General features: G+C 73.8%; 13 protein-coding genes and 1 pseudogene. 12 read left to right on the forward strand and 2 right to left on the reverse strand.

Translation table 11 applies throughout. The annotated features are described in order from the left end of the window. Complete coding sequence (locus tag ACLQ2W_RS18555; RefSeq protein ID WP_425787868.1) at positions 1-1,800, reverse strand: beta-N-acetylhexosaminidase; 1,800 nt, start codon at positions 1,798-1,800, stop codon at positions 1-3. A gap of 263 nt (positions 1,801-2,063) precedes the next feature. Between ACLQ2W_RS18555 and ppdK the strand changes: the two genes are divergently transcribed. The 12 genes and pseudogenes from ppdK (at position 2,064) to ACLQ2W_RS18615 (ending at position 13,377) form a co-directional block, all read left to right on the forward strand. Beyond that, complete coding sequence (gene ppdK, locus ACLQ2W_RS18560; protein WP_425787515.1) at positions 2,064-4,772, forward strand: pyruvate, phosphate dikinase; 2,709 nt, start codon at positions 2,064-2,066, stop codon at positions 4,770-4,772. A 113-nt stretch (positions 4,773-4,885) separates the two neighbouring features. After that, positions 4,886-5,233, forward strand: coding sequence for a VOC family protein (locus ACLQ2W_RS18565; protein ID WP_107155743.1), 348 nt, complete (start codon positions 4,886-4,888; stop codon positions 5,231-5,233). Continuing rightward, positions 5,230-6,459, forward strand: coding sequence for a deoxyguanosinetriphosphate triphosphohydrolase (locus ACLQ2W_RS18570; protein ID WP_425787516.1), 1,230 nt, complete (start codon positions 5,230-5,232; stop codon positions 6,457-6,459). The genes ACLQ2W_RS18565 and ACLQ2W_RS18570 overlap by 4 nt, the downstream gene beginning before the upstream one ends. 44 nt (positions 6,460-6,503) lie before the next feature. Continuing rightward, positions 6,504-7,340, forward strand: coding sequence for a siderophore-interacting protein (locus tag ACLQ2W_RS18575; RefSeq protein WP_425787517.1), 837 nt, complete (start codon positions 6,504-6,506; stop codon positions 7,338-7,340). A gap of 175 nt (positions 7,341-7,515) precedes the next feature. Further along, positions 7,516-8,004 (forward strand): annotated as a pseudogene (locus ACLQ2W_RS18580) (BCCT family transporter); the annotation flags it as partial. A gap of 70 nt (positions 8,005-8,074) precedes the next feature. Further along, positions 8,075-9,049, forward strand: coding sequence for an ABC transporter ATP-binding protein (locus ACLQ2W_RS18585; protein WP_425787518.1), 975 nt, complete (start codon positions 8,075-8,077; stop codon positions 9,047-9,049). After that, on the forward strand, positions 9,046-9,897 hold the full coding sequence (locus ACLQ2W_RS18590) for an ABC transporter permease (protein WP_425787519.1): 852 nt from the start codon (positions 9,046-9,048) through the stop codon (positions 9,895-9,897). The genes ACLQ2W_RS18585 and ACLQ2W_RS18590 overlap by 4 nt, the downstream gene beginning before the upstream one ends. A 10-nt stretch (positions 9,898-9,907) precedes the next feature. Then, a complete protein-coding gene (locus tag ACLQ2W_RS18595; protein ID WP_091071236.1) occupies positions 9,908-10,159 on the forward strand; it encodes a helix-turn-helix transcriptional regulator in 252 nt (83 codons plus the stop codon). A gap of 73 nt (positions 10,160-10,232) precedes the next feature. Continuing rightward, on the forward strand, positions 10,233-12,125 hold the full coding sequence (dnaG, locus tag ACLQ2W_RS18600; protein ID WP_425787520.1) for a DNA primase: 1,893 nt from the start codon (positions 10,233-10,235) through the stop codon (positions 12,123-12,125). Next, positions 12,125-12,661 (forward strand): hypothetical protein, encoded by a 537-nt coding sequence (locus tag ACLQ2W_RS18605; protein ID WP_425787521.1) that lies wholly within the window; start codon positions 12,125-12,127, stop codon positions 12,659-12,661. The genes dnaG and ACLQ2W_RS18605 overlap by 1 nt, the downstream gene beginning before the upstream one ends. A 63-nt stretch (positions 12,662-12,724) precedes the next feature. Next, the gene (locus tag ACLQ2W_RS18610; protein WP_425787522.1) at positions 12,725-12,979 is read left to right on the forward strand and encodes a FitA-like ribbon-helix-helix domain-containing protein; all 255 of its coding nucleotides are present in this window, start codon (positions 12,725-12,727) and stop codon (positions 12,977-12,979) included. Further along, positions 12,976-13,377 carry a type II toxin-antitoxin system VapC family toxin gene (locus ACLQ2W_RS18615; RefSeq protein WP_425787523.1) on the forward strand — a complete coding sequence of 134 codons (402 nt, stop codon included), beginning with the start codon at positions 12,976-12,978 and terminating at the stop codon, positions 13,375-13,377. Before ACLQ2W_RS18610 ends, ACLQ2W_RS18615 begins: the two co-directional genes overlap by 4 nt. A gap of 15 nt (positions 13,378-13,392) precedes the next feature. Here ACLQ2W_RS18615 and ACLQ2W_RS18620 read toward each other — a convergent pair whose 3' ends face one another. Beyond that, positions 13,393-14,667: a lanthionine synthetase LanC family protein gene (locus ACLQ2W_RS18620; protein ID WP_425787524.1), complete on the reverse strand. Its 1,275-nt coding sequence runs from the start codon at positions 14,665-14,667 to the stop codon at positions 13,393-13,395. Positions 14,668-14,710 lie beyond the last annotated feature (43 nt).

Genomic DNA, 14,710 nt, shown 5'->3' on the forward strand with positions numbered 1-14,710 from the left:
TCACCCCAGCGGCGCGCGGTCGCGGTCGGGTCGGTCGGCCGGGCGACGCTGCGGTGCCACCGTCGCCGGCCAGGGGATCTCGGGGGCGCGGTGGAAGGCGATCCCGGCGGTCGCCCAGCGCACGCCGTGGCCGGCCAGGCGATCCCGGAACGCCGGCCAGTCGTGCGTCGCACGGGGTGACCAGCCCAGTTCGGCCAGGGCGGGAAGCCGGGGCAGCAGCATGAACTCGATCTCCGCCCGGTTGGTGACCGACTCGGTCCACAGCGGGGCCTCCACGCCCAGCACCGCGTCGGCCGGCACCCCGTGGACGTGGGTGCCGGGGTCCCAGTCGTACGCGCGACGCACGTCGACGAGGCCGGCCCAGTCGTGCCCGATCGGGGTGTCCGCGGCGTACTTCATGTCCAGGTAGGCGTGGTTGCCGGGGGAGAGGATCAACCGGGCGCCCCGGCGTACCGCGTCGGCCGTCGCGGGGTCGTCGCCGTTCGTGCCCCACCACTGCAGGACGCGTCCGTCGACGTGCCCGGCCGGGGCGATCTGGTGCCAGCCGACGACGGTCTTCCCGGTGGCCGCGACCAGCGCCTGGGCCCGCTCGACGAAGGCGCGGTAGCGCTCCGCCGGCACCTTGAACGCCTCGTCGCCGCCGAGGTGCAGCCACGGGCCGGGGGTCAGCGCGGCCAGCTCGCCGAACACGTCGGCGACGAAGGCGTACGTCCGCTCGTCGGCGGGGTCGACGTAGCTGAACCCGACGTCGGTGCCGGTGTACGGCGGTGGCGCGGTCTTGCCCGGCGCCAGCTCGGGGTACGCGACAAGCGCCGCGTTGGTGTGCCCCGGCAGGTCGATCTCGGGCACCACTGTCACGTGCCGGCGGGCGGCGTACGCGACGATCCGCCGGTAGTCGTCAGGGGTGTACCAGCCGCCGGGCCCGCCGCCGACGCCGGTGACGCCGCCGACCTCGGCGAGTCGGGGCCAGGAGTCGACGGCGATCCGCCACCCCTGGTCGTCGGTGAGGTGCAGGTGCAGGTGGTTGAGCTTGTACCGGGCCAGGTGGTCGACCACCCGCAGCACGTCGTCCACGCCGAAGAAGTGCCGGGCGACGTCGAGCATCGCGCCCCGGTAGGGGAAGCGCGGCCGGTCGACGATGGTGCCGCCGGGCACCGCCCAGCGCTCCGCGACCGGGGTGGCGCTCTCGATCGCGGGGGGCAGGAGTTGCCGCAGCGTCTGCGCGCCGTGGAACAGCCCGGCCGGCGTGTCGGCCGTGATCCGGACGTCGGTGGCGGTGACGTCGAGCCGGTAGCCCTCGTCCCCGAGCGCCGGGTCGCTGCCCGTGTCGTCGCCGTCCGTCCCGGCGGTGGCGGTGGCCGGCGAGAGCGTGAGCGTCAGCGGGGCGTCCGGGCCCGGACCGGCGTGGTCGGTCACCGGGAGCGGGAAGCCGGTGGCCGGGCGCAGCCAGTCGGCGAGTTGCTCGGCCACGTGCCGGCCGGCGGCGCTGACCCGGATCGCCGCGTCCGGCGGCAGCGTGAAGTCGCCGGCCGGGTCGGGCCGCGCCTGCGCGGGTGCCGGCACCACGTCGTGGAGGCGGACCGGCGCGGGCGGGGCGAGTTGACCGGCGGCCCGGTCGGCGGCGACGCGGGCCAGTTCGGCGGCGGTGGCCGGCGCGGCGGGCAGGTCGACGCCGGGCGCCGGGGCGGGCGCGTCGGCGGGCCGGGGGCGTGGCTGCGGCCCGGTCTCGGGTGCGGTGGGGTTTGTCGACACGGCGACGGCTCCGAGGGGTGTATTCGCGTGGGATATGGCAAAGGTCAGGTTCGGCGATATCCGGTGCCGTCAAGGGTACGAGGGGAATCGGAATTGCGTGATCCTGCGCGTGGAAGCGTTCCCAAAAACCGGTACGGACGTGGGCAGTGGTGACTCTTGTGCCGATCGTCACCGAACGGTCCCAGGTCCTGCGAAGTTCGCTTAACCTTCGCCCACCGATCGCTGACGAGCCGGGATTGCCGGTGGTGGCTCCCGGGGTATGTCCGAACTGAACCTTCGTTAAGTGTCAATGGCGCGCGTGGGAGGCTCTGGTGGCAACGCAGGAAACGGTCGAGCACAAGTACGTCTACGACTTCGCCGAGGGCAACAAGGAACTCAAGGACCTGCTCGGTGGCAAGGGCGCCAATCTGGCCGAGATGACCAACCTCGGCCTGCCCGTCCCACCCGGCTTCACCATCACCACCGAGGCCTGCCAGGCGTACCTGACGACCGGGCGCGAGCCGGACGGGCTGGCCGGCCAGATCGAGGCGCACCTGGAGTCCCTGGAACGCGAGATGGGCCGCCGCCTCGGCGACCCGGGCGACCCGCTGCTGGTCTCGGTACGCTCCGGCGCCAAGTTCTCCATGCCCGGCATGATGGAGACCGTCCTCAACGTCGGCCTCAACGACCGCAGCGTCATCGGCCTGAGCACCCAGGCGGGTGGCAACGACAGGTTCGCCTGGGACTCCTACCGCCGGTTGATCCAGATGTTCGGCAAGACCGTCTGCGAGGTGCCGGGCGAGGAGTTCGAGCACGCGCTGGACGAGGCCAAGCACGCCAAGGGCACGCGGAACGACCTCGACCTGGACGCCGACGACCTGCGTGGACTGGTCGACGCGTACAAGAAGATCTTCGCCAAGCACACCGGGCGGGAGTTCCCGCAGGAGCCGCGCGAGCAGCTCGACCTGGCCATCCGGGCGGTCTTCGACTCGTGGAACGCGGAGCGGGCCATCCTCTACCGCCGCCAGGAGCGCATCCCGGCCGACCTGGGCACCGCGGTCAACGTGGTGAGCATGGTGTTCGGCAACCTCGGCCCCGACTCCGGCACCGGCGTCGCGTTCACCCGCGACCCGGGCAGCGGCGCGCAGGGCATCTACGGCGACTACCTGGCCAACGCCCAGGGCGAGGACGTGGTGGCCGGCATCCGCAACACCGTGCCGTTGCAGGAGCTGGAGCAGCTCGACAAGCGCTCCTACGACGAGCTGCTCGGCATCATGGCCCGGCTGGAGGAGCACTACAAGGACCTCTGCGACATCGAGTTCACCATCGAGCGCGGCAAGCTCTGGATGCTCCAGACCCGGGTCGGCAAGCGCACCGCCGCCGCCGCGTTCGTCATCGCCGGGCAGCTCGTCGACGAGGGCCTGATCGACCTGGACGAGGCGCTGCACCGGGTCAACGGCGCGCAGCTCGCCCAGTTGATGTTCCCGCGCTTCCAGCTCGACCACGACGTCCCGCCGGTCGCCAAGGGCATCGGCGCGTCCCCGGGCGCCGCCTCCGGCAAGGTGGTCTTCACCTCGGCCCGCGCGGTCGAGCTGGCCGCCGAGGGGGAGTCGGTGATCCTGGTCCGCCGGGAGACCAACCCGGACGACCTCAACGGCATGATCGCCGCCAAGGGCATCCTCACCTCGCGCGGCGGCAAGACCAGCCACGCCGCGGTGGTGGCCCGGGGCATGGGCAAGACCTGTGTCTCCGGCGCCGACGAGCTGGAGGTGAACGTCCCGGCGAAGAAGTTCACCGTCGGCGGGCACACCGTCGGCGAGGGCGACGTGGTCTCGATCGACGGCACCACCGGCAAGGTCTACCTCGGCGAGGTGCCGGTCATGCCGTCCGAGGTGGTGCAGTACTTCGAGGGCAGCCTCGACCCGGAGCACATCGACAACCCGCTGGTCCGCGCCGTACACCGGATCATGACGCACGCCGACGCGGCGCGGCGGCTGCGCGTGCGGACGAACGCCGACACCGGCGCGGACGCGGCCCGGGCCCGGCGCTTCGGCGCCGAGGGCATCGGCCTGTGCCGCACCGAGCACATGTTCCTCGGCGACCGCCGGGAGCTGGTCGAGCGGCTCATCCTCGCCGCCGGCGCGCAGGAGCGGGAGGACGCGCTCGCCGCGCTGCTGCCGCTCCAGCGGGCCGACTTCGTGGAGATCTTCCGGGAGATGGACGGCCTGCCGGTCACGGTGCGGCTGATCGACCCGCCGCTGCACGAGTTCCTGCCCCCGCTGGAGCAGCTCGCGGTCAACGTCGCGGTCGCCCAGGAGCGCGGCGAGGACGTGGCCAAGGAGGAGGCGCTGCTCTCCGCCGTCCGGCGGATGCACGAGGAGAACCCGATGCTGGGCCTGCGCGGCGTCCGGCTCGGCCTGGTCATCCCCGGCCTGTTCGCCATGCAGGTCCGCGCGATCGCCGAGGCCGCCGTCGCGGTCACCCGGGACGGCGGCACGGCCTGCCCGGAGATCATGGTGCCGCTGGTCGGCGCCGTCCAGGAGCTGGAGACGGTACGCGCGGAGGCCGAGAAGATCATCGCCGAGGTGGTCGGCGACAGCGGCGTCGAGGTGCTGATCGGCACCATGATCGAGGTGCCCCGGGCGGCGCTGACCGCCGGGCAGATCGCCGAGGCGGCCGAGTTCTTCTCCTTCGGCACCAACGACCTGACGCAGATGGCCTGGGGCTTCTCCCGCGACGACGTGGAGGGCGCGTTCTTCTGGCGCTACCTGGAACTGGGCATCTTCGGCATCTCCCCGTTCGAGTCGATCGACGCCGACGGCGTCGGCCGGCTGGTCCGGATCGCCGCCGAGGAGGGCCGGGCGGCCCGGCCCGGGCTGAAGCTCGGCGTCTGCGGCGAACACGGCGGCGACCCGGACTCGGTGCACTTCTTCCACGAGGTGGGACTGGACTACGTCTCCTGCTCGCCGTTCCGGGTGCCGGTGGCCCGGTTGGAGGCCGGCCGCGCGGCCATCAGCACCACCGGGTCCGACTCCCGCTGAGCACTCCCGGGCGGGCCCGCCGGTGACCACCGGCGGCCCCGCCCGGCGCGCCTTTCCGGCCACCCGGGCGTAACCTGAGCTTCCGCCACGTGTCGATCAGGAGGGGTGGCCGCATGACCGCCGTCTGGGAGAACCTGACCGTCGACGCCCGGGATCCGTCCCGACTCGCCCGCTGGTGGGCCGAGGCGCTCGGCTACCAGGTGATCACCGACAAGCCGGACGAGGTGGAGATCCGCCGCACGCCCGACACGCTCCCCGGCCTCGTCTTCGTCCCGGTCTCCGGGCCGAAGCAGGGCAAGAACCGGCTGCACGTCGACCTGCGCCCGACCGACCTGGAGGCCGAGGTGGAACGGCTCGTCGACATGGGCGCGCGGCACGTCGACGTCGGGCAGGGCGAGGCGGGGTGGACGGTGCTCGCCGATCCGGAGGGCAACGAGTTCTGCGTCCTTCCCCCACGTTGACCGACGACGCGGCGCGGCTGGTCGCCGAGGCGCCGAAGGACACCGGGTACGGTCGGTCGCCGTTCGAGCGGGACCGGGCCCGGGTGCTGCACTGCGCGGCGTTCCGCCGGCTCGCCGCGAAGACCCAGGTGCATGCCGCCGGCACCGACGACTTCCTGCGTACCCGGCTGACCCACTCGCTGGAGGTGGCGCAGATCGCCCGCGAGATGGGCGCCCGGCTCGGCTGCGACCCGGACGTGGTGGACACCGCCGGGCTGGCCCACGACCTGGGTCACCCGCCGTTCGGGCACAACGGCGAGGACGCGCTCGACGCGCTGGCCGCCGCCTGCGGCGGCTTCGAGGGCAACGCGCAGACACTGCGGGTGCTCACCCGGCTGGAGGCGAAGGTGCTCACCCCGGACGGGCGGTCCGCCGGGCTGAACCTGACCCGGGCCGCGCTCGACGCGGTCGGCAAGTACCCGTGGCCGCGCCGCCCCGGCCAGCGCAAGTTCGGCGTGTACGCCGATGACCGTCCGGTCTTCGACTGGCTGCGCGCCGGCGCCCCGCCCGGCGACCGGCGCTGCCTGGAGGCGCAGGTGATGGACTGGGCCGACGACGTGGCGTACTCGGTGCACGACGTCGAGGACGGCATCCACGGCGGCTACGTCGACCTGCGCCCGCTGCTGGCCGAGGAGGACGAGCGGCGGGCGCTCTGCGCCGACGTGGCGGCGGCCTACTCCGGCGAGGCCCCGGAGGACCTGGGCGGGGTGCTGGCCGAGCTGCTCGCCGATCCGGTGCTCGCCCCGCTCGCCGCGTACGACGGCAGCCACCGGGCGCTCGCCGCGCTGAAGGCCACCACGAGCGTGCTCACCGGCCGGTTCGTGTCGAGCGTGGTGGCCGCCACCGAGGCGCGTCACGGCCCCGGCCCGCACCGCCGCTACGCCGCCGACCTGGTGGTGCCGCGCCGGATCCGGGCACAGTGCGCGCTGCTCAAGGGCATCGCGTTGCGGTACGTGATGCGCCGGCCGGGTGCCAGTGGCCGCTACGACCGGCAGCGGGAACTCCTCGCCGAGCTGGTCGCCGCGTTGCTCGACCGGGCGCCGGACGCGCTCGACGAGGTCTTCGCGCCGCTCTGGCGGGACGCCCCGGACGACGCCGCGCGGCTGCGCGTGGTGATCGACCAGGTCGCCTCGCTCACCGATCCGGCCGCGCTGGCCTGGCACGCCCGGCTGGTGTCGGCGAGCTGACCGCCCGACCGGCCCGGCCGGGAAGTGAGGGTAGCCTCAGTTACATGACGGATCGCCCGAAGACGCTCACCGCCGCCACGGTCGTCCGGACCACGCGGCCCACCCCGCACCTGATCCGGCTCGTGCTCGGCGGCGAGGAGCTGACCGGCCTGCCGGTGGGCGCGTACACCGACCACTACGTGAAGTTCGTCTTCCCGCCGGCCGGGGTGACCTACCCGCACCCCGCCGACCTGGCCACCATCAAACGTGATTTTCCGGCGGCGCAGTGGCCGCGGCTGCGGGCCTACACGGTGCGGGCCTGGGACGCGGCGGCCGGCGAGCTGACCGTGGACGTGGTCCACCACGGCGAGGAGGGGCTGGCCGGGCCGTGGGCGGCGGCGCTGCGCCCCGGTGACCGGGTGCTGTTCACCGGGCCGGGCGGCGCGTACGCGCCGGACCCGACCGCCGACTGGCACCTGCTGGCCGGTGACGAGAGCGCGCTGCCGGCGATCGCCGCCGCGCTGGAACGGCTGCCGGCCGGCGCGCCGGCCCGGGTCTTCGTCGAGGTCGAGGGGCCGGCCGACGAGCTGCCGCTGGCCAGCGACGGCGCGGTGGAACTGCGGTGGCTGCACCGGGCCGGGCGTCCGGTCGGCGCGGCACTGGTCGAGGCGGTCCGGGCGTTGGAGTTCCCGCCCGGCCGGGTGCACGTGTTCGTGCACGGCGAGGCCGGCGCGGTGAAGGAGCTGCGCCGGCTGCTGCGGGTCGAGCGCGGCGTGCCCCGGGCCGACCTGTCCATCTCCGGCTACTGGCGGCTGGGCCTGGACGACGAGGGTTGGCGCGCCACCAAGCGCACCTGGAACGCCGAAGCCGAAGCCGAGGAACCCACCCCCACCCCCGCCTAACCCCCGCCCCCGCCCGCCCCGCCCGCCCCCGCCCCGCCCGACGTCGATCTTGGAGTTGTGGCGCCCAGGATGTCGGGTTCGCGCCGGTATCAGAGGTGCCAAAAGTCCAAGATCGACGGCACCGGGTGGGGCGTTTTCGTCCCGCCCCGGCGTCCGCGCTGCCCAGGATGGGGGCATGGCGGAACAGGTGGGGGAGCGGCCCGCGACGCAGCCGGCCGACCCGGTCGTGCTCGGGCTCGGTGTGGCTGGCGTGCTGGCCGTGGTGCTCTGGGGGGTGTTCGCCCGTGGTTCCCTGGCGTCGTTCGGCGCGGCGGGGCTGAACTGGACGATCGACACGTTCGGCTGGTTCTTCGTGGTCGCCGCCGACGCGTTCCTGGTGCTGGCGGTGGTGGTCGAGCCGATCCAGCACTACGCGGCGCCGCCGCCCGCCTCCGGCGTCGAGCCGCAGACCGGCGCCGCCGCCACGGCCATGCAGTACACGCTGTTCCACTGGACGCTGCACCCGTGGGGCATCTACGCGATCGCGGCGTTGGCGTTGGCGTACTCGACGTTCCGCAAGGGGCGGGGCAACCGGATCTCGTCGGCGTTCGTGCCGCTGCTCGGCGACCGGGCGTACGGCCCGGCCGGGCGCGCGATCGACCTGCTGGCCGTGTTCGCCACGGTGGTCCGCTCCACCGCCCGCGCGAGTGAGTGGGTCTCCCTCGGAATGTAGTAGGAGTGCTACATTCCGAGGCATGACTGCGGTCGAACTCCCGGGGGCGGTCGCGGCCCCCCGGCCTCCCGACGAGGATCTGGTCCTCGACGTCCGCGACCTACGCATGCGGTACGGCGCGGTCGACGTGCTGCACGGCGTCGACCTCACCGCCCGGCGCGGCGAGGTGGTCGCGCTGCTCGGGCCCAACGGCGCCGGCAAGACCACCACCATCGAGATCCTGGAGGGCTTCCGGCTGCCCTCCGCCGGCACGGTCCGGGTGCTCGGCGTCGACCCGGCCCGCGGCGACGAGCGCTGGCGCGCCCGGCTCGGCGTGGTGCTCCAGTCGTGGCGCGACCACGGCAAGTGGCGGGTCCGGGAGCTGCTCACCCACCTCGGCGACTTCTACGCGCCGTACGCGACCGGCCGGACGCCGCGCCCCTGGCCGGTCGACGACCTGCTGGCCACCGTCGGGCTGGCCGGGCACGCGGACACCCGGGTGGCCCGGCTCTCCGGCGGGCAGCGCCGCCGCCTCGACGTGGCGGTCGGCATCGTCGGCCGGCCGGAGCTGCTGTTCCTGGACGAGCCGACGGTCGGCTTCGACCCGGCGGCCCGGCGCGAGTTCCACGAGCTGGTGCACCGCCTCACCGACCTCGACGAGACCACCATCGTGCTGACCACGCACGACCTGGCCGAGGCGGAGAAGCTGGCCGACCGCATCCTCATCCTGGCCGGCGGCCGGATCGTCGCCGAGGGGTCGCCGGACCAGTTGGCCCGCCGCGTCGCCTCCGACGCCGAGGTCCGCTGGACCCGCGACGGCGAGCGGTACGTGCACGCCACCGCCGACGCCACCGCGTTCCTGCGCGACCTGCTCCGTGAGCACGGCGATCGGGTGCGGGAGCTGGAGGTGCGCCGGGCCAGCCTGGAGGACGCGTACCTGGCGTTGGTGCACGAGGAGGAGACCGGCATCCGCACCGGCCGGGCCGAGCGGGTGTGGCAGCAGGAGGCGACGCGATGACCCCGACCACCACCGCGCTCCGGGCCGGGCTGCGGCGCGGCGTGATCGAGCTGCGCGCCACGTTCACCAACGGCCAGGACCTGTGGAACTACTTCTTCCCCACGGCGGTGCTGCTGGTCGCCATGTTCTTCATGCGCGGCTCGACCGTGCCCGGCACCGACTTCTCGCTCGGCGCCCGGACGCTGCCCAGCGCGCTCGGCATGGGCCTGCTCTTCGGCGGCCTGCTCGGGCTGGCCCAGCAGCTCATCGTCGACCGGGAGGACGGCACGCTGCTGCGGGCCAAGGCGATCCCCAACGGCATGCTCGGCTACCTGGTCGGCAAGCTGGTGCTGATCTCGGCGATCTCGCTGATCGGCGTGGTCATCCAGCTCGTGCCCGGCCTGTTCTTCCTGGACGGGCTGCGGCTCGGCGACCCCGGCGCCTGGCTCACCCTGGCCTGGGTGGTGCCGCTCGGGCTGGTGGCGACGCTGCCGCTGGGCGCGGTGATCGGCTCGGTGATCGAGAACCCGCGCAACATGGGCCTGGTGGTGCTGCCGATCTTCGGTCTGATCGCGCTCTCCGGCATCTTCTACCCGATCAACGGCCTGCCCGGCTGGCTCCAGGGCGTCGCCCAGGTCTTCCCGCTCTACTGGCTAGGCTTGGGCATGCGCTCGGCGCTGCTCCCGGCCGATCTGGCGGCGGTCGAGCTGGGCGGCTCCTGGCGGCACCTGGAGACGCTGGGCGTGCTCGGCGCCTGGGCGGTGCTCGGGCTGGTGCTGGCCCCGGTGGTGCTGCGCCGGATGGCCCGCCGGGAGTCCGGCTCGCGGGTCGCGGCCCGGCGGGAGCGGGCCATGCAGCGGGTCGGATGAGAGGGCGGCGATGAGCGAGACCGTGCACAACCGGATCGCGGTGCTGCGCGCCGAACGGGGCGTTTCCCGCCGGCAGCTCGCCGACGCGCTCGGGGTGCACTACCAGACCGTCGGCTACCTGGAACGCGGTGAGTTCCGGCCCAGCCTGCACCTGGCACTGCGCATCGCCGCGTACTTCGAGGTGCCGGTCGAGGTGGTCTTCTCCATCGAACCGTTCCCGCGGATCGGCGACGCCGCGGCCGGGGCCGGCCGCTCGGCGTGAGGCCGGCGGGGCGGGCGGCGTCCGCCACACGTCCGTCCCCCCGGCCGCCGGATCGTCGGTCCGGCAGGGCAGGATGTACGCCGAGGAGGTGGCGGTCATGGCGGGGCGGATCCGGGACGAGGACATCGCGCTGGTCCGCGAGCGCACCTCCATCGCGGACGTCATCTCCGAGGTGGTGACGCTCAAGTCGGCCGGGGGTGGCAACCTCAAGGGGCTCTGCCCGTTCCACGACGAGAAGAGCCCCTCGTTCAACGTGTCGCCCGCCCGCAACGTGTTCTACTGCTTCGGCTGCGGGGTCGGCGGTGACGCGATCAAGTTTTTGATGGACGCCGAGCATCTCGGCTTCATCGAGTCGGTCGAGAGCCTCGCCGCCCGCGCCGGCATCCAGCTTCGCTACGTCGAGGACGACCGGTCCACCCCGCGCGCCCGGCCGCAGCAGGGGCAGCGGCAGCGCCTGGCGGCCGCGCACGCCGCCGCCGTCGAGTTCTACCGGGCCCAGCTCACCACCGCCGGCGCCCGCCCGGCCCGCGAGTTCCTGGCCCGGCGGGGCTTCGACCGGGCCGCCGCCGAGCGCTACGGCTGCGGCTTCGCCCCCGACGGGTGGGACCTGCTCACCAGGCACCTGCGCCAGCAGGGCTTCAGCCACGACGAGCTGGTCACCGGCGGCCTGTCCCGCCCGGCCCGGTCGGGTTCGCTGATCGACCGGTTCCGCCGCCGCCTGATGTGGCCGATCCGGGACATCACCGGCGACGTGATCGGCTTCGGCGCCCGCAAGCTGTTCGACGACGACGACGGCCCGAAATACCTCAACACCCCCGAGACGCCGATCTACAAGAAGTCGCACGTCCTCTACGGCATCGACCAGGCCAAACGGGAGATCGCCAAGCAGGGCAAGGTGGTGGTGGTCGAGGGCTACACCGACGTGATGGCCTGCCACCTCGCCGACGTCCCGACCGCGGTGGCGACCTGCGGCACGGCGTTCGGCGGCGACCACATCTCGGTGCTGCGCCGGGTGCTCTTCGACAGCGACGAGCGGGCCGGGGAGATCATCTTCACGTTCGACGGCGACGCCGCCGGCCAGAAGGCCGCGTTGCGCGCGTTCGAGGACGACCAACGCTTCGTCGGGCGGACGTTCATCGCGGTCAGCCCGGACAACATGGACCCGTGCGACCTGCGGCTGGCCAAGGGCGACCTGGCCGTCCGCGACCTGGTGGCCCGCCGCGAGCCGCTCGTCGACTTCGCGCTCCGGCACGTCATCAACCGGTTCGACCTCGACACCGTCGACGGCCGGGTCGAGGCGATGCGCCGCGCCGCGCCGCTGGTCGCGAAAATCAAGGACCGGGAGAAACGCCCGGAGTACGTCCGCAAGCTCGCCGGTGACCTCGGCATGGAGATCGAGCCGGTGCAGCGCGCCGTGCTGACCGCCGGCAACGCGCAGCCGGCCAACGGTCGGCCCGCGCCGACCCGCCCCGGCCCCGCCACGCCCGCCGTGGACAGCCCTCGCTCCATGGTGGAGCGGGAGGCGCTGAAGCTGGCGTTGCAGGAGCCGGTGCTGGCCGGCCCGATGTTCGACGCGGTCGAGGCCGGCGACTACCAACATCCGGTGCACGCGGCGGTGCGCGTCGCCGTCGCCGAGGCCGGCGGTGCGGCCGGCGCCACCGGCGGTGCGGTCTGGATCGAGCGGGTCCGTGACGCCTGCGCCGACCTGGCCGCCCAGGCCCTGGTGGGGGAGTTGGCGGTGGAGCCGTTGCGCATCGACGGCGAGCCCGACCCGAGATACGTCTCGGTGACCATGGCCCGGTTGCAGTGGAGTTCGGTCACCGGCCGGATCCGCGACCTCAAGTCGAAGATCCAGCGGGTCAACCCGGTGAGCAACAAGGACGAATACTTCGCCCTGTTCGGGGAGCTGCTCTCGCTCGAACAACACGCGCGGGCCCTGCGCGAGCAGGCCGCCGGAGGACTGTGATGGGACTCTTCCGCCGCCGCCCGAAGCTGCCGCCGGTCGACCGGCCGCCGCTCGCCGCCGACGAGCGGGTGCTCGCCTGGGCCGCCGCCGGCAACGGCGAGGGCGACGGCGTGCTGGTCGCCAGCAACCGGGGGCTCTGGCTGCCCGGCCGGGGGGAGCGCCTCGGCTGGCACGACGTCCTCAAGGCGGTCTGGTCCGGCCGGGAACTCACCGTCACGCCGGCCGAGCCGGTCACCGAGCGGGACGGCTACCTGGTGGTCGCCGACGCCCCGGCCGAGACGTACCTGCTGCTCGATCCCGGGGAGCTGCCGCACCAGGTGCGGACGCGGGTCACCGGCTCGGTGGCGTACACCGCGCACCACCCGGTGCCCGGCGGCGCGGGCCGGATCGCGGCCCGGCGGGTGCCCGGGGTGGACGGTCTGACGTGGACGGTCCGCTACGACCCGGGAACGCCGGTCGACGACGAGGCGGTGGTCGCCGAGACCGGCCGCCTGGTGGCCGAGGCCCGCGCCGCCACCACGCCCGCCGACGTCTGACCGCGACCGGCGCGGGTTCGCGTGTTTTCCCGCGAGCGGCGATGCTGCATGCATAATGAATGCATGGTTGCTCTCCAGATCCGGGACGTGCCGGAAGACGTGCGGGACGCCCTGGCGGCCCAGGCCAGGGCGCGCGGGCAGTCACTCCAGGCGTACCTGTTGGAGTTGGTGGAGACGCAGGCTCGACGATTGGGCAACACGGCGGTCCTTGATCGCTTCGCCGGCCGGTCGGACGGCACTCGTTCCCTGCCGGGAGAGAGTGCCGCAGAGTTGAACGACCAGCGGGAGCAGCGCGGGCCTGGGGGGCGCGTCGGGTGATCGTCGTGGACGCGTCGGTTCTGGCCGATGCCCTGGTCGATGACGGACCGGTCGGCGCCGCGGCGCGGGCGGAACTGACCGGGGATCCGCACTGGGCCGCGCCGAGCCATCTTCTGGTCGAGGTCATCTCCGTGATCAGAGGCAAGGTCCTCGGGAGGAAGCTCGCCCCGGCTCGGGCTCAGGAGGCGATCGACACTCTGCCGTCGCTGGTCATCGACGAGGTCGGTGTCGCGATGCTGCTCGACCGGATGTGGCAGTTGCGGGGCAACGCCACGGCGTACGACGCGGCCTACGTCGCGGCGGCGGAGTTGATGGCCTGCCCACTCGTGACCGGTGATGGTCGGCTCGCCAAGGCCAGTGGCGTCCGCTGCGAGATCCGACTGCTGGCGGCGTCCTGACCGGGCCGCCCGGGTTCACCGCCGGGCCCGGCTGACGCACAGCCGCTCGGGCACGGTCCACCACTGGTCGGGGCGGTCGACGACCGCAGCGGCCGGGCCGTCCTCCAGGACGCGGGCGAACCGCAGCAGGAAGGCGGCGATCCCCGCCGCCCCCTGCATCCAGGCCGTACACGGCGGCAGCAGCGGCGGATCCTGCCGGTGCTCCACGAACTGCCAGCGCGCCCCCGCGTCGTCGCGGATCGCGCGCTCGACCAGGGCGTCGGCCATCATGCCGGCGCCCTGCAGCAGTAGTGCCGCGTAGGGCGCGTCCGTGGTGTCCTGGGCGGCGTCGATCAGGATGTCCCCGACGCCCGCCGTGCCGCAGCAGCGCCCGTCGTTGTCCCAGAAACCGGGGCGGAGCCGATGCGGGATGCCGGACCTGAGGACCGAGTGCAGGCAGCGGCGGCGCAGCTCGCCGACCTCGAACCCGCCGACCCGCTCGACCCCGGCGCGGGCCAGCGCGGCGAACAACTGGGATGTGCCGGACGGGCCGTGGCACCAGTTGTACGTCACGGGCTCCACCTCGCGTTGCGAGCGGGGGATGGTGTGCTCCACGACGAACCCGCCGTCGTCGAGCGAGGCGATGCGCACGAGGTGCTCGGTGCCCCGCCGGGCGGCGTCGACGAAGTCGGGCCGGTCCAGCGCGTGCCCGGCCACGGCCAGCGCCGCGGCCACCCCGGCGGTGCCGTGGGAGAAGTTCGGGCAGCTCGACCGGTACCCCGGCCACATCCGCCAGTCCACGCCTGCCTCGGTCGGCTCGGCCACCCGCAGGATCGCCTCACACCCGGTCGTCATGACCGCGGCGGCGGCCTCACCCCCGGCCCAGGCGGCGGTCAGGACCACTCCGGCGCTGCCGGAGACGACGTCCGTCGTCGGGCCGTGCGACTCCGCCGCCACGCTCGGCGGCGGGTCCCAGCCGGCGGGCGTGCGCGACTCGGCCAGCCGCCGCATCGCCACCCGCTCCCGCCCGGGAGCCAGCAACCGCAGCGCGGTCACCCGACCGGCGAGGCCGTCGTACAGGGACGCGTCGAAACGGTCCGCGGGCAACGTGCGGCTCAGCCGGTCGACGATGCCCGCCGCCAGTGCCGTCTCGGCGCCGTCGTGCTCGCGGTGCCGGCCGATCTCCGCGAGCACGGGAGCCAGCCCGGCGATGCCCGCGTAGAGCGAGTCGCGGTCCTCGGCCGGCCGAGGTTGATCGTCGCCGACCACCTCGGGCAGCCACGGTCCGTCGTCGTTCCGGACCTGGCTCATTACCCAGGCCCAGCCGGCCTCCCCCACCTCGCGGCATCTTTCC

Source organism: Micromonospora sp. DT227, assembly GCF_049841835.1.
Taxonomy (GTDB): Bacteria; Actinomycetota; Actinomycetes; order Mycobacteriales; family Micromonosporaceae; genus Micromonospora.

Excerpts from the sequence above, each read along its gene's own strand:
- ACLQ2W_RS18575 (WP_425787517.1), top strand. The coding sequence starts at position 6,504 with ATGACGGATCGCCCGAAGACGCTCACCGCCGCCACGGTCGTCCGGACC.
- ACLQ2W_RS18605 (WP_425787521.1), top strand. The coding sequence starts at position 12,125 with ATGGGACTCTTCCGCCGCCGCCCGAAGCTGCCGCCGGTCGACCGGCCG.
- ACLQ2W_RS18565 (WP_107155743.1), top strand. The coding sequence starts at position 4,886 with ATGACCGCCGTCTGGGAGAACCTGACCGTCGACGCCCGGGATCCGTCC.
- ACLQ2W_RS18595 (WP_091071236.1), top strand. The coding sequence starts at position 9,908 with ATGAGCGAGACCGTGCACAACCGGATCGCGGTGCTGCGCGCCGAACGG.
- ACLQ2W_RS18610 (WP_425787522.1), top strand. The coding sequence starts at position 12,725 with ATGGTTGCTCTCCAGATCCGGGACGTGCCGGAAGACGTGCGGGACGCC.
- ACLQ2W_RS18585 (WP_425787518.1), top strand. The coding sequence starts at position 8,075 with ATGACTGCGGTCGAACTCCCGGGGGCGGTCGCGGCCCCCCGGCCTCCC.
- ACLQ2W_RS18620 (WP_425787524.1), bottom strand. The coding sequence starts at position 14,667 with ATGAGCCAGGTCCGGAACGACGACGGACCGTGGCTGCCCGAGGTGGTC.
- dnaG (WP_425787520.1), top strand. The coding sequence starts at position 10,233 with ATGTACGCCGAGGAGGTGGCGGTCATGGCGGGGCGGATCCGGGACGAG.
- ACLQ2W_RS18590 (WP_425787519.1), top strand. The coding sequence starts at position 9,046 with ATGACCCCGACCACCACCGCGCTCCGGGCCGGGCTGCGGCGCGGCGTG.